The following is a 13,888-nucleotide window of genomic DNA, read 5'->3' as shown; positions in this document are numbered from 1 at the left end:
GGAATCAGCTCTCGCCACCCGCGTTACCGGTGTTGCCGGCGTTCACGTCGTGGAGGCGGTAGCGGTCGATCGCCTGCTGCGGGAGGCTCGCATCGACCTCACCCCGAGCAGCGAGCTGCTGGAGGGTGCGGACGACGAGCGACGGGCCGTCGATCTTGAAGAAGCGACGGGCAGCGGCGCGCGTGTCGGAGAAGCCGAAGTCGTCGGCCCCGAGCGTCGCGAAGTCGCCCGGCACGAACTGACGGATCTGGTCCGGCACGGCGTGCATGTGGTCGGTCACGGCGACGAACGGGCCTGCGGCACCACTCAGCTTCTCCGTGACGTAGGGCACACGACGCTCCTCCTGCGGGTGCAGGAAGTTGTGCTGGTCGGCAGCGAGACCGTCGCGACGGAGCTCGGTCCAGCTCGTGACGCTCCAGACGTCTGCGGAGACGCCCCAGTCGTCGGCGAGGAGCTGCTGCGCCTCGATCGCCCACGGGACCGCGACACCGGAGGCCATGAGCTGGGCCTTCGGGCCCTGCTTGTCGCTCGTGCTGATGCGGTGGATACCGCGCACGATGCCGTCAACGTCCACGCCCTCGGGCTCGACGGGCATGACCATCGGCTCGTTGTACACCGTGAGGTAGTACATGACGTTCGGGTCCTCGTGCTCGCCGCCGTACATGCGCTGGATACCGCTGCGCACGATGTGCGCGATCTCGTAGCCGTAGGCCGGGTCGTAGCTGACGACCGCGGGGTTCGACGAGGACAGCAGCAGCGAGTGGCCGTCGGCGTGCTGGAGCCCCTCACCCGTGAGGGTGGTGCGACCGGCGGTCGCGCCGATCATGAAGCCACGGGTCATCTGGTCGCCGGCCGCCCAGATGGCGTCGGCGGTGCGCTGGAAGCCGAACATCGAGTAGAAGACGTAGACCGGGATGAGCGGCTCGCCCTGCACCGAGTACGAGGTTCCGATCGCGGAGAAGGCCGCGACGGCGCCCGCTTCATTGATGCCCACGTGCACGATCTGACCCTGCGGGCTCTCCTTGTAGGCGAGCAGCAGTTCGCGGTCCACCGAGGTGTAGTGCTGACCGTTCGGGTTGTAGATCTTCGCGCTCGGGAAGAACGCGTCCATACCGAAGGTGCGTGCCTCGTCGGGGATGATCGGGACGATCCGGTTGCCGAAGTCCTTGGCGCGGAGGAGGTCCTTCAGCAGTCGGACGAACGCCATGGTGGTGGCGATCTCCTGCGTGCCGGAGCCCTTCTTCGCTGCCGCGTACGCGGAGTCGTCGGGCAGGTTCAGCTGCGTGTACTTGCTGCGACGCTCGGGGACGTAGCCGCCGAGCGCGCGGCGACGCTCGTGCAGGTACTGGATCGCCTCGTCGTTCTCACCGGGGTGGTAGTACGGCGGGAGGTAGGGGTTCTCTTCGAGCTGCGAGTCGGTGATCGGGATGCGCATCGTGTCCCTGAAGGTCTTCAGGTTGTCGAGCGTCATCTTCTTCATCTGGTGGGTCGCGTTGCGGCCCTCGAAGCTCGGGCCGAGGCCGTAGCCCTTGATGGTGTGCGCAAGGATGACCGTCGGCTGGCCCTTGTGCTCGCTGGCCGCCTTGAACGCCGCGTAGACCTTGCGGTAGTCGTGGCCGCCGCGCTTGAGGTTCCAGACCTCGTCGTCGGTGTAGCCCTCGACGAGCTTCAGGGCACGCTCGTCGCGGCCGAAGAAGTTCTCGCGGACGTAGGCGCCGTCCTCCGTCTTGTACGTCTGGAAGTCGCCGTCGGGCGTGACGTTCATGAGGTTGAGGAGCGCGCCGTCGGTGTCGCGGTTGAGGAGGTCGTCCCACTCGCGGCCCCAGATGACCTTGATGACGTTCCAGCCGGCACCGCGGAAGAAGCTCTCGAGCTCCTGGATGATTTTGCCGTTCCCGCGGACGGGGCCGTCGAGGCGCTGCAGGTTGCAGTTGATCACGAAGTTGAGGTTGTCGAGGCCCTCGTTCGCGGCGACCTGGAGCTGGCCGCGGCTCTCGACCTCGTCCATCTCGCCGTCGCCGAGGAACGCCCAGACCTGCTGGTCGCTGGCGTCCTTGATGCCACGGTTGGTGACGTACTTGGCGAGGTGCGCCTGGTAGATCGCGTTGATCGGGCCGAGACCCATGGAGACCGTCGGGAACTGCCAGAAGTCCGGCATGAGGCGCGGGTGGGGGTACGAGGAGAGCCCGTGCGGCGCGTGCGACTTCTCCTGGCGGAAGCCGTCGAGCTGGTCGGTGCTGAGGCGGCCCTCGAGGAAGGCGCGGGCGTAGGTGCCGGGGGAGGCGTGGCCCTGGATGTAGATCTGGTCGCCACCGCCCGGGGCATCCTGGCCGCGGAAGAAGTGGTTGAAGCCGACCTCGTAGAGCGCGGCCGACGACGCGTAGGTGGAGATGTGTCCGCCGACACCGATGCCGGGGCGCTGCGCGCGGTGCACGGTCATGGCCGCGTTCCAGCGGATCCAGGCGCGGTAGCGGCGTTCGATGTCCTCGTCGCCCGGGAAGTCGGGCTCGTTCTCCGAGGCGATGGTGTTGATGTAGTCGGTGGTGGGCACCATCGGCACGCCGAGGTGCAGCTCCTTCGAGCGCTTGAGGAGGCTCAGCATGATGTCGCGGCCGCGACCGCGGCCACGTTCGTCGACGAGGGCGTCGAGGGACTCATTCCACTCGGACGTCTCCTCAGGATCGGCGTCTACGTGGTTGGACGAGTATGGATCCTGGTCGTGAACAGTCACCGTCGACCTTTCTCTCGTGGCAGATCGTGCCTGGGTTGTGATGGTGAACTCCATGCGTCCTGATGGGTATGGACGCGGGCGCCACCTTTCACCCTATCCGGTCACCCCAGGGAACGGTGACCGAGCGGCGCACCCCTCCGGGTTTGTGCAGCTGCGGTGCGGGGTTAGGATGTGTGACCGGATCGGACCCGTCCACCGCTCGGGCGATCCGGAGCAGGCGAACCCGCCTGAAAGGACCCTCATGGCACTTGAGAACGACACCCTGGCACCCGACTTCGAACTGGCGAACCAGTTCGGTGAACTCGTCAGGTTGAGTCAGTTCCGCGGCAGTTCGGCTGTCGCCCTCGTCTTCTTCCCGCTGGCGTTCTCCGGTACCTGCACGGGGGAGCTGTGCGAGTTGCGCGACAACCTCAGCCTGTTCACGGACGACCAGGTCACGCTCGTCGGTATCTCCGTCGACTCCAAGCACACGCTGCGCGCGTGGGCGGAGCAGGAGCAGTACGGCTTCCAGCTGCTCGCCGACTTCTGGCCGCACGGCCAGGTCGCCAAGGAGTACGGGGTGTTCCTGCAGGAGAAGGGGTTCGCGAACCGTGCGACCTTCCTCATCGACCAGCAGGGCATCATCCGTGAGAGCTTCATCACGGCACCGGGCGAAGCCCGCTCGCTCGCGGCCTACCGCGCCGCGCTCGAAGAGCTGCGTCAGCCGGCCTGAGCCGCGGCTCGCTGTGGTCGCTCCGGATCGCCCGGGGTCTCAGCCGGTGATCGTGACCTCGGGTGCGCGCTCGTAACGGATGAACCGGTAGGGGACACCCGTGCGGGATTCCGACCAACCGTGTGCCGGATCGATCGTGACCGGCACCCACTCCTCGCCGATGGTCGGTGCGAAGGTGTCGCCCGCGACGTCGAGGTCGAGTTCGGTGACCTCAAGCCGGTCGGCGAGCGCGAGCGCTTCGGTGAAGAGACCCGCGCCGCCGGTGACCCAGGCCTGGCCGTTGCCGGCGAGCTGCGCCGCTTCGAACGCGTCCTCCAGGGAGTGCGCGACGATCGCGCCGTCGGCGGACCACGCGGGATCGCGGGTGACGACGATGTTCGGGCGTCCTGGGAGCGGACGGAACCGCGGGGGGAGTGAATCCCAGGTACGGCGCCCCATGATCACCGCGTCCGACCCGGTGAGCGCCTTGAAGTGCGCGAGGTCTTCGGGGACGTGCCAGGGCATGCCCCCGTCGGCGCCGATGACGCCGTCGTGGGCTTGGGCCCAGATGAGCGCCAGGCTCATACGGCGACGGCCGCGCGGATGGCGGGGTGGTGCTGGTAGTCGACGATCTCGAGGTCGTCGTACTCCACGTCGAAGATGCTGTCGCGCTTCGTGTTGATGCGCAGCTTCGGGTAGGGGAACGGGGCACGCGTGAGCTGCTCCGTCACCTGCTCGAGGTGGTTGTCGTAGATGTGGCAGTCGCCGCCGGTCCACACGAAGTCGCCGACCTCGAGGCCGACCTGCTCGGCGACGAGGTGGGTGAGGAGCGCGTAGCTGGCGATGTTGAAGGGGACACCGAGGAAGAGGTCTGCGCTGCGCTGGTAGAGCTGGCAGGAGAGCTTGCCGTCGGCGACGTAGAACTGGAAGAAGGCGTGGCAGGGTGCGAGCGCCATGTTGGGGATGTCGGCGACGTTCCACGCGGAGACGATGATGCGGCGCGAGTTCGGGTCGGTGCGCAGCTGGTCGATGACCTGCGAGATCTGGTCGATGTGGGAGCCGTCGGGGGTCGGCCAGGACCGCCACTGCACGCCGTACACGGGGCCGAGTTCGCCCTGGTCGTCGGCCCATTCGTCCCAGATGGAGACGCCGTGCTCCTGGAGCCAGCGGACGTTGCCGTCGCCGCGGAGGAACCACAGGAGTTCGTAGGCGATGGACTTCCAGTGCACCCGCTTCGTGGTGATGAGCGGGAAGCCCTGGGAGAGGTCGAAGCGGAGCTGGCGGCCGAACACACTGCGGGTGCCGGTTCCGGTGCGGTCGCCTTTGGTGGCGCCGTGCTCGAGCGTGTCGCGCAGGAGGTCTTCGTACGGGGTGGGGATCGTCGTATCCATCCCCTCGATCGTACGGCCAGCGACCGTCACCGCGCCCGACCGATCGTCCGGTGTCGCGACGGATGCGCGCGGACCCTGGTTGTGGAGCGTTCCGGCTCCGACGGCGACTCCGGCTAGACTCGACGAGTCGCATCGGATGGTTCCATCCGATCGCGGGCCTTTAGCTCAGCTGGTAGAGCGCCACGTTTACACCGTGGATGTCGTCGGTTCGATCCCGGCAGGGCCCACCGAAGGAAGTTCCCCGAGATCATGGGCATCTCGGGGCTTTTTAGTTCAACCGTGCTCCTCTCACGGCTGGACACTCTGTGTTGGATACGTCCCCGTGGCGTCCCCGCGCAGAGCCAACCTGAGGTTGCTCCGGCCCGCAGCGGCCATGTCTCGTTGCTTGTGTTGCAGGCAACCCCGCATCGCTCGTTCGAGGTCTCACATGGAGAAATCGATATCCGGAGGCCTTGGGGCGCGAACATCAGCACGCCCGAGGTCTAGGAGCGCGTCGATTCGGGCTACGGCCGCAGCGTCCCCGTCGGTGCCGATCCAGTGTGAGTACGTGTCCAGTGTGAGGGTCGCAGTGGAATGTCCGAGCCAGGCTTGCACAGTCTTCGGGTCGACACCGTTCGTCAGCCACAAGGTAGCGGCGGTGTGGCGGAGGTCATGGACGCGCCTGCCCTCGCAGTTCGCGCTCCAGTCCACTGCGCGTTTCCAATTCGGGCCGTTCAACCGACCGCCGGCGGGGGAAGTGAAGAGGAGTTCGTTCGGGTTGCGTCCCGTGGCGAGCGGTACGACGAGTTCGGCAAGCTCACCCGGGAGTGGGACCGTTCGAGTCGCGCCACCTTTCGTCGACGTGCGGATCGGCTGGCCGTCCGGTGCTGAACGTGACACGCGGAACACCGGATACGGCAGCGACTGAAGATCGCGAACTCGGAGCGCGACAAGCTCACCCCAACGAAGCCCCGAGAGTCCGAGCACGAGGGTGAGATTGCCTTGGCTTGGTGAAGCGGTGACGGTGGCTTGGTGCACCCGCCGCAGACCGGCGAGGTCGAATGGGAAGACCTCAAGGTGGTGGTCTTGCCCGCGTCCTCGAGGGACTCGCGACTCGAGAACGATGTTGTTCTGGATGAGCCGGTTCCGCTCGGCCCAGCCGAAGAACGATGAGAGTGTGTTGCGGAATCGCATGACGGTCGGTCTGGCGAGCGAGCGCAGCATGTTGCCGTAGAGGGCATCGAGGTCGGCGGAATGGATGGACGCGATCGGCCGGTGGCCGAGCTTCGGTGGGATATGCGCTCGAAGCGCGTAGCCCTCGGTTTGTAGCGTCTTGGATGCAACGGACCCGGCGCGCGAGGTCATCCATCGGTCGATGGCAGCTGCAAGCGTCTCCTTACCATCGCGCGGGTCCACGAATTCGCCGAGCATCAGTGCGCGCTTTTGCTTTGCCTCCCAGAGAGCGGCGTCAGCCTTCCGTTCGAACGTCTGGTCGGCGACGACTTCGCCCTTGGACTTCACTCGGACACGCCACTTGCCGGAGCCTGTCTTGTTGATCATCGATGGAGTGGCCTACTCAGTGCGTGTGTGGCGCTCCTGATCGTCGAGCCACACGGCCAGGGCCGCCTCGCGATATCTGGGACGGCCCCGCACGTCGATGAACGCGGGGCCAGACCCGTCTTGTCTCATTCGACAGAGCGTCGCCTCGGATACGCCCAGGAAGGTGGCCACCGACTTGCTGTCCAGCAAGGGCGCGGTCGACGTGTACGTAGTCATGGTTCCTCCGAGAACGAGCTGTGGTGCTTGCTCTTGCACGGGGTGGAGCAGTTGCGCGGACCATCGGCTCGATCTGCAAGTGGCGGATGAACCTGACATCTACGAATGTCCACTTCAGTGCGCCGCGATATGGTGTTGCCGGTAGCGCTCGGGAGGGTGAGAGCTACGGGGAGAAACCGGCCCAGCAGTGCGGTCGGACGATCCCGCCGGAAGGTAGTGGGGAGAGTCGACATGAGCGATGGCCAGAGTAAGCGCGAACACGCGGGCCAGCCGGAACGAGATGAGGTCGCCCCGCAGGGCCACATCGTGTCCGGTGGATACCGCCCGACCAATCAGCTCCCTGAGGAGCTTCCGCCCATCGCCGACGTTCGACCTGGCACCATTTTCCAGACCGCTGACGGTAGCCTCTGGAAGGCATCTGGGGGAGAGATCCTGTTCCCGTTCGCATGGCTGCCCGCCCTCATCGTCACACCTGAGCAGCATCGCTCGGCGACCCGGACGGACTGGACGCTGCTCTTCGCGAGCACGGGCATCGTGTTCCTCGGGTATGTCATCGCGGCGCTTCTGGGACAGGTGCTCTTGGGATGTCTCTTGGTCGTACCGGCAGGGTTCTTGTTCTGGCGGTGGTTGAGGGTGCGCCGGACGGTCCTCGCTCACGTGGTCGCGCCGAGCGCTGAGGATATCACGTGACCGAACTCGCCTACATGACGTTGTCCGACTGGGGCCAGAACGGCTTGGGTATGCAGCCGCAGAGTGCCCGAATCAGGGAGTGGCTGGGTGAAGTTCCCTATCTCTTCGCTGCTGCGAGCGCCAAGGGATACAACGAGGTCGGCAGCTTGGATCGCAGGATCGTGGGGTATATCGCACCGAGAGCCGCTGATCGGAGGGTGGGTGAGATCCAGCAGCTTCGCGAACTCATCCACGATGACTCGACGATCCCAACCCCGATCACCGTGCTGCGGCCGTTCGAGGAGTCGGATTGCGACCTTCTCGCCCGTCTAGTGCGTGAGGAGCGCCTCGGCAGAGTGTTCGTGCTCGTCGAGCACGAGAGGTACCCGATCCGCGTTTGGCTCGACGCGATGCAGGCGATCAACCTCCACACCGGCACCACCGCCGAGTCGATCGCTCCGGTCCTGCTCGAGGCGGCACGGTCCATCAAGGGCGAGGACTACAACGGGCTGTCCTCCGGCAACGGCAAGGCCACGATCGTTCAGCTCGTTCGCGCGCTCGCTGAACACGGGCACCCCGTGGACCCGGAACTGTGGACCCGCGCGTATCTCGCCGTCGGCGGATCCTTCCGTCACGCCGCCTCAGTGTCGAGGCTCGTCACGGAGATGCGACAAGGCACCAGACACCGGGTAAAGGACCACTACCGGCCCGAGATCTACGACATCCTGCTTGAGCGCGCAGAGGGCAGCGAGCTGAACTGATCAGATCGCGTCGCTGCCGGCAGCCATTATCGCGTACGTCCTCAAATGGCTGTGTGTCGAGCTGTGCCCCGTCGCTCCAGCGCGGGCCGGGTCCTGATGAGGATAGGTCCCACCGTCGAATGCGGGGGCATTTGCTGTGGAGAGGACTTTACGACGTCCTCCTTGCGTGCGCTTAGGGCCGGAAGCATGCTTGATCTGTCTGACAGGATTCAGGACGCGGGGATATTGAAGAAGCTATTCGGCAGCTCTGGCGACACGTCCAACTCTGTGACGCAGCCGCCACAGCACGCTGTGAGGTCGGAACCACGTGTCCAGGTCAGTGTATCGATGGCGGTCGCGCAGGATCGTGTTCAGTTGACCGGCACGACGACGTTCGCGAGGGACGCGATCACCCGGCTCGCCGAGCGTCACCGCATCGCCGCAGGTGGATATCTAGAAGTAGGCGGCACCATCCAGCGCGAACCCGAGAACCCAGCTGATCCTCACGCGATCGCAGTCCATGTTGAGGGTGAAAAGGTCGGCTACCTGCCTGGCTACCTGGCCAGGACGATTGATCTCCCGAGCGGTGGAGCTCGGGCTGTCCAGATCCAGATCTTCACTGAGTTGCTGCCAAAGGGCCTGCGCGCTGAAGCGTGGGCATGGTTGGGCAGAGGACCTGCGAAATGGCAGTACTCCGAGACAGAGCGCCCTCCAATGTCGTCCAGCGCGAAGGCCGCCGCGCATCAAACGAGCATCGACCAGATGATCGCCGACGCTCTTGCCGGTGGAGGTGATCGAGCAGAGTCGTTCCACCGAGGCATGGTCGGGGGAGTGCACTACCTACAGCTGGTCGAACCGATTAAACAGCTCAAACGAGACGGCCGACTCGACGATGCCCTCGTGCTCTGCTACGCCGCAATCGAAGGCGCCGAGGGAGCGCGTAACGGGCTCGAACCCGCACCTTTTTACACCGAACAGGCTGCGATCATCCACCGCAAACTCGGCCAGCGAGACAAAGAAGCTTCCGTTCTGCGGCGATGGCTCGCATACTGCCCGCCAGATCGACGCAAGGGCAGCAGCATTAAAGAACGCCTCGACAGGCTCACCGGATAGTTACGGGAAGCGGTGTGTCCTGGATTGATCCGATCCACCGACCCCGCATTTACCTGACCGGGAATGCAGTCCCGGCGTGGCACTAAACGCGCATCCGTCGCTCCCCGAAAGCTCATTCCATGAGGCTGTTCGCTGGTAGACGCCGCGGGGCTGTGTACCCGAGCGATGTAAAGCTCGGGAACGCAATCCGGCCGCCTCAGGACCACGGCGAGGCTCATGGCGGCGTTCGCAGGAGTCAGGCGTTATCGGATGACTCTAGAGTTGCATTCCTTCCTCGGATCCAGATCGATGCGGCGGATGGGCGTCTCGGATGGCTTGGTCTGAGCGTGGTCGCAGGATTCCCATGGAGAGCTTCCGCCCTAGTTCGGTGAAGCGTCGGCTCTGATCGAGCGGCTGTGCGTCTACGGAGTGTTCGGGCGCGCTCGATTCCCGTGCATGTTGGCGATTAGCGTGGAGCTCCCGAAGGTACCCCGCAGCCGGGTCCTCGTCCGGAGTCCAGTCGATGAGGCGTGGCGGATCTCGCCAGCTCGAAGTGGAGAGCGGCGTGGCAGGCGCGGGGCTCGTGGGTGCAGCGTCCCCAGCAGCTTCCTGAACCTTGGCCAGGGAGAGGTACAGGTCCGGGCGCCAGAGTGGACCGCCGGTCAGCGAAAGGATGCGGTCGACGCTCTCGAGTTGTTCGTCGATCCCTGTGTCTCGACCGAGCCACTTGCCTGCCAAGGCATAGTACGTCTCTAGCCAGGAGTCAGGGTCTGGGTGGACGTCGTAGTCCGACGCCCCGGTGAAACGGAGGAGCAGGTCCATCTGAGCCTCAACGATCCTGAGTTGAATCTCCTCCTCCATCCGAGGGTCGTCGCCGTGGATGTCCTCGTAGTCGTCGCGCACGTCGTCATAGTCCGGCTGTGGCTTGCTGAATCGCAACCCATGGCGAAACATCGCCACCCACTCGTGCTGTTCCTCCCTCAGGTCGCCCGAGGGGCCTGTCTGTTCTTCGCTCATCCTGCGAGCCCCTCGCTCAGGTCGATCAGGCTGGCTCGACGCCGTACGACACCGCGAACGACGAAGGGCGAGGCTCCGAGGAGCATCGTGGCGGCAGCGCCTGCGGCGAGGGTGGCGCCGTCGAAGCCGGTGCTCGCGAGCTTCTGTCCGGGGCGGTCGAGGAAGAGCGTCTGCTCACCTTCCTGCCCACAGACACCTTCGCTGAGGAGTACCTGCTTCGAGTCATCGGCATACGTACGCTCGATCCAGTTGACCCCGGTGCCCATGTCGCGGGTGGCAGTGAATGTCGGCCCGGGCACATCCTTGCGGCCGTTGACCAGGATCGGCGCCGACTCCGGCAGGTATTCGGTTGTCGCGTCGCAGACGGGCTGACCGTCGGTGATGCGGTAGGCGGTGAAAGTCTGCACAGCGGTGTCGGGGTAGAGGCCGACATCTTCGTGGTGGGCGGTGTCCCCGTACTGCTCTCCCTCCATCACCGACGGCACGGCCTTCGTTGTGACGCGGGGGATGACCGTGGTCTCGTCGGGCAGCCCGAACGCGTCGTGCCACGGTCCCTGCAGGACGGACTTGGTCGTGTCGGACTGCTTGTCGAGGTCGAGTGACCAGACTGCGGTGATCGGCCCGTCGGCCTCGTCGGGGCGGGGGAAGCTGGCTTCCATGATGTCGCCGACCTCGTCGCAGGTGGCGGTGGCCGTGCCGAGCGCCGGCCGCCCTTCCGGGACCTCGGGGAGGCTGTCTTCGCCGGGGCGCTTGGCGTAGATCGCGACGTCCCAGGTGACTTCGACGCCTTCATCGTCTCGGTTGCGTCGCCAGGTGGTGCTGGTGCTGTCGGGGGAGAGGTCGCAGGTTGCGTGGTCGATGATGGTGCCGCCGATGGGGACGAGGGTCTGCTGCATTTCGCTCGTCACGATCGGTTGGAAGATCGTCGAGGCGGTGATGCTGGCTTCGGAGGTGAACGGGATGGGGGAGCGGTTCTCGCTGCCGCGGGCGAGGCGCTGTTGACCGGGCGTCTCGTACATCCAGGCCTCGGAGGCGTAGCCGCCGGGCGTGCTCCAGGAACCGTCGGCGCGGATGTCGTAGTCCGCGGTGCCGTCGGCGGGATCGCCGGTGATGTCGATGCGGGATCCGTTCCCGACGGCCACCGAGGTCGCGCCGGTGCTGGTCTCGTGCGCGCCGGTGAGGGCGAGCGTGCCGGTCGCTGCTGTGGGGTCGACGGTCACGTCGATGTATCCGGTGGTGCTGTCGGTCATCGTGATGGCTGTGGTCGCCGTGTTCGAGCCGGCTGCGGCAGCCCAGTTCTTGCCGACCCATGCCCAGATGCTGTTGAACGCTGCGGTCACGGTGGCGTCGTGGCCGTCGGCTTTCTGGCTGATGTAGTGGATGGCGCCGTCGTAGCCGGGGTGGTTCTGCGAGGTGAAGGCGTAGACGAACGCGGCGACGGCTGCCGCGGTGTCGTTGTCCGTGGTCTGCCCGAACTGGGAGAGGCCCGCGTTGAGCATTGCGAGTTCCGTGCCGCCGACGTCGCGCGTCCCGGCTGTTGCTCCGATCCCGCCGACGAGCGTTCCGCCGCCGGTCGCACCTGATGGCCAGTCGGCTTGGACGTCGATGCAGTACGCGAGCGATCCGTCCGGGGTGACGTAGTTCACGAGCTGGCCCCAGCCATAGGCGGTGGTGGCTCGAGGGGATGGAGTGGTGCTGTCCGCAGCGGCCGACGTGTCCTCCGCGGCGGGAACCGAAGCGCTCGCCGAAAGGGCAGGCAAGCTCAGCGTGGTGGCAAGCAGAATCGATGCGCCGGCCGCGCTCAGGAGGCGGCGGCTCATGCGGCCTGCTCCACCCGAGCTCGGCTTCGTCGGCTCCGTACGGCGAGGGCCACGCCCGCCGCGATCGCGAGCAGACCTCCCGCAGCACCGGCGATGAGGAGTTCTTCGTTCGCGCCGGTGACGGCGAGCTGTGGACGTTTGGTCCCGACGCTCCCGCCAGAGCGGTCTGCAACGACATCGATGGCGGTCCCGCCGCCCTCATCCGCGTCGTCGACGGGTAGCTCGGTCTCCTTGCCGTCCTCCGGGTCAACGACGGCCGGTTCGGTGACATCGACGACGGAGGACTCGTGGATGATCAGGTCGAGACCTTCCGGATCGTTCGGGTTGTCGAGCGTCCAGGCGTATCCACCGGCGGCCGAGACGCTCACGCAGTCGCCGTCGTAGCTCCACTCGGAGCCCGTCCAGGTCGCAGAAAATGAGCCGACCGTCACAGCGTCGGCGACCGAGCCGACCGGGAGCCAGCCGCCGTAGGGACCGGTGAGCGCTGCTGTGATCGGTTCGATCGCGATGCCGTCCTGGGTCCCAGTGACGTCGAGTGCGAAGCCGACGCAGTCGCCCACTTCCGCTACCGACGGGCTTGCGGAACCCGAGGCCGTAACGGCAGCGGGTGCTGGCGCGTTGAGGGGGATCGCTGGACCGGTCGTACCGAGCGCGGTCGCACTCAACGCGGTCGCAGCGAGCTGCAGTGAGAGGGGCATTGCCATGGTGTCCTTCCGTCGCTTGCGCGAGTTGAGATGAACGCAGGTGCGTCACCTCCTGTTCTTGCGGAGAGCACGACAAGCAGGCGGACGCGTCCTGCGACTCCAGCCGCTGTCCGGCGTCGGCTCACTTCGACCCCAACGCCATCGAGGCTGGCGGCGCGCGGGCACATCTCCGGTCCCGCATTCGGGCTGCCGCGCCTCGCTCCGCTCGCCTTGCCCTCGAACGGCCGCCATGGTTCAGAGTGTTGGCACCAATTGGGCTGCGATGGGTATCGATGACGGAGCCGCCGCTGACAACGAGGGGAGGGAGCACATGCCCCCGACCCGGGGCCGGAGGCGACATGGACAGGGGTGTCGAGTCAGGGATGCACGCAGGCACCGGGGTGGTGACTATGGCAACGTAAGTCACACCCACCAGGGCAATCTAAGCGGAGACCACTTGCCGCTTGACGGGGTGTCCACGGAAGCCTGAGCCGGGCCCACCTCCACCGTTGACGGAACTGTTGTTCCGGATGCTGATGGTGGAGGTTTGGGATGGGATCTCGGGTGGATGTGTTCGCGACGATCCGGCGTGATTCGCGGGTGGAGGAGCTCTCGATCAGAGAGCTCGCGCGCCGTCATCACTTTGGGTGCGCGACGGTGCGGCGGGCGTTGGCTTCGCCGGAACCGCCGCTGAAGAAGACGCGGGTGAGGTCTGCACCGCGGCTTGACCGATTCAAGCCCGCGATCGACGCCATGTTACGGGAGGATCTGACCGCCCCAAGGAAATAGCGCCACACCGCGACTCGGGTGCTGGATCGTCTCATCGAGGAGCACGGGGCCACAGAACTGTCGTACTCAACGGTCCGCAACTACGTGCGTTTCCGCCGGCCCGAGATCGACACGGCCGCGGGCCGCCGAGTGGAGGTCTTCATCCCTCAAGACCACGCGCCCGGCGCGGAGGCAGAGGTTGATTTCGGGGAGGTTTGGGTGGTGCTGGCCGGGGTGAAGACGAAGTGCCACATGTTCGTGTTCCGGTTCTCCAACTCGGGGAAAGCGATCCATCGGGTCTATTCGACTCAGTCGCAGGAAGCGTTCCTTGAGGGCCATATTGACGCGTTCGAGGAGATCCGTCGCGATCGCCTCCAACGAGTCGTTCTCGGGCTGGACTAAGACCTTCACCGACCCGAGGCTCTGTGCTGCGATCGTTGACCGACTCACGTTCGGTGGCAGCATCATCGAGACCGGCACTGACTCCTACCGCCTCGCCCACACCCGTCGGCTCACCGACTCCGTCTGACC

12 protein-coding genes, 1 tRNA gene and 2 pseudogenes are annotated in these 13,888 nt (G+C 65.8%); 7 read left to right on the top strand and 8 right to left on the bottom strand.

Annotated elements, in window-relative coordinates; translation table 11 throughout:
- Positions 1-4 precede the first annotated feature (4 nt).
- Positions 5-2,731, bottom strand: coding sequence for a pyruvate dehydrogenase (acetyl-transferring), homodimeric type (aceE, locus tag CCK91_RS07065; RefSeq protein ID WP_086473463.1), 2,727 nt, complete (start codon positions 2,729-2,731; stop codon positions 5-7).
- Positions 2,732-2,972: 241 nt separating this feature from the next.
- On the opposite strand from aceE, the gene CCK91_RS07060 reads away from it, so the two are divergent.
- Positions 2,973-3,443: a peroxiredoxin gene (locus tag CCK91_RS07060; RefSeq protein ID WP_064293656.1), complete on the top strand. Its 471-nt coding sequence runs from the start codon at positions 2,973-2,975 to the stop codon at positions 3,441-3,443.
- A 39-nt stretch (positions 3,444-3,482) separates the two neighbouring features.
- Here the strand turns inward: CCK91_RS07060 and CCK91_RS07055 are convergent, their stop codons facing one another.
- Both CCK91_RS07055 and CCK91_RS07050 read right to left on the bottom strand, forming a co-directional pair.
- Complete coding sequence (locus CCK91_RS07055) at positions 3,483-4,007, bottom strand: dihydrofolate reductase (RefSeq protein WP_086473462.1); 525 nt, start codon at positions 4,005-4,007, stop codon at positions 3,483-3,485.
- The gene (locus CCK91_RS07050) at positions 4,004-4,813 is read right to left on the bottom strand and encodes a thymidylate synthase (RefSeq protein ID WP_086473461.1); all 810 of its coding nucleotides are present in this window, start codon (positions 4,811-4,813) and stop codon (positions 4,004-4,006) included. Before CCK91_RS07050 ends, CCK91_RS07055 begins: the two co-directional genes overlap by 4 nt.
- Positions 4,814-4,967: 154 nt before the next feature.
- On the opposite strand from CCK91_RS07050, the gene CCK91_RS07045 reads away from it, so the two are divergent.
- Positions 4,968-5,040, top strand: a tRNA-Val gene (locus CCK91_RS07045).
- 196 nt (positions 5,041-5,236) lie between these two features.
- On the opposite strand, the gene CCK91_RS07040 is transcribed toward CCK91_RS07045, so the two are convergent.
- Both CCK91_RS07040 and CCK91_RS20130 read right to left on the bottom strand, forming a co-directional pair.
- A complete protein-coding gene (locus CCK91_RS07040) occupies positions 5,237-6,352 on the bottom strand; it encodes a tyrosine-type recombinase/integrase (RefSeq protein ID WP_086473460.1) in 1,116 nt (371 codons plus the stop codon).
- A gap of 12 nt (positions 6,353-6,364) precedes the next feature.
- Positions 6,365-6,568 (bottom strand): helix-turn-helix transcriptional regulator, encoded by a 204-nt coding sequence (locus CCK91_RS20130; RefSeq protein ID WP_086473459.1) that lies wholly within the window; start codon positions 6,566-6,568, stop codon positions 6,365-6,367.
- 231 nt (positions 6,569-6,799) lie between these two features.
- On the opposite strand from CCK91_RS20130, the gene CCK91_RS07030 reads away from it, so the two are divergent.
- From CCK91_RS07030 to CCK91_RS19500, 3 genes are all read left to right on the top strand, one after another.
- Entirely contained in the window at positions 6,800-7,258 is a 459-nt protein-coding gene (locus CCK91_RS07030; protein ID WP_086473458.1) for a hypothetical protein, read from the top strand.
- Positions 7,255-7,998, top strand: a complete 744-nt coding sequence (locus CCK91_RS07025; RefSeq protein ID WP_086473457.1) for a hypothetical protein — start codon at positions 7,255-7,257, stop codon at positions 7,996-7,998. Before CCK91_RS07030 ends, CCK91_RS07025 begins: the two co-directional genes overlap by 4 nt.
- 186 nt (positions 7,999-8,184) lie before the next feature.
- Positions 8,185-9,090 carry an HIRAN domain-containing protein gene (locus CCK91_RS19500; RefSeq protein ID WP_133059952.1) on the top strand — a complete coding sequence of 302 codons (906 nt, stop codon included), beginning with the start codon at positions 8,185-8,187 and terminating at the stop codon, positions 9,088-9,090.
- 255 nt (positions 9,091-9,345) lie between these two features.
- On the opposite strand, the gene CCK91_RS07020 is transcribed toward CCK91_RS19500, so the two are convergent.
- The 3 genes from CCK91_RS07020 to CCK91_RS07010 are packed head-to-tail and all read right to left on the bottom strand — an operon-like array spanning position 9,346 to position 12,610.
- Positions 9,346-10,086 (bottom strand): hypothetical protein, encoded by a 741-nt coding sequence (locus tag CCK91_RS07020; RefSeq protein WP_086473456.1) that lies wholly within the window; start codon positions 10,084-10,086, stop codon positions 9,346-9,348.
- Positions 10,083-11,906, bottom strand: coding sequence for a hypothetical protein (locus CCK91_RS07015; protein WP_133059951.1), 1,824 nt, complete (start codon positions 11,904-11,906; stop codon positions 10,083-10,085). Before CCK91_RS07015 ends, CCK91_RS07020 begins: the two co-directional genes overlap by 4 nt.
- Positions 11,903-12,610: a hypothetical protein gene (locus CCK91_RS07010; protein ID WP_133059950.1), complete on the bottom strand. Its 708-nt coding sequence runs from the start codon at positions 12,608-12,610 to the stop codon at positions 11,903-11,905. The genes CCK91_RS07015 and CCK91_RS07010 overlap by 4 nt, the downstream gene beginning before the upstream one ends.
- A 531-nt stretch (positions 12,611-13,141) precedes the next feature.
- Here CCK91_RS07010 and CCK91_RS07005 point away from each other — a divergent pair.
- Together CCK91_RS07005 and CCK91_RS07000 are read left to right on the top strand one after the other, a co-directional pair.
- Positions 13,142-13,717: pseudogene (locus CCK91_RS07005) on the top strand (IS21 family transposase); the annotation flags it as partial.
- A pseudogene (locus CCK91_RS07000) lies at positions 13,650-13,886 on the top strand (ATP-binding protein); the annotation flags it as partial. The pseudogenes CCK91_RS07005 and CCK91_RS07000, both read left to right, overlap by 68 nt.
- Positions 13,887-13,888 lie beyond the last annotated feature (2 nt).

This window comes from Plantibacter elymi (nom. nud.), assembly GCF_900177795.1.
Lineage (GTDB): Bacteria > Actinomycetota > Actinomycetes > Actinomycetales > Microbacteriaceae > Plantibacter > Plantibacter elymi.
Note: the sequence above shows the minus strand (reverse complement) of the source record. Positions and strands in the feature narration are given on the sequence as shown.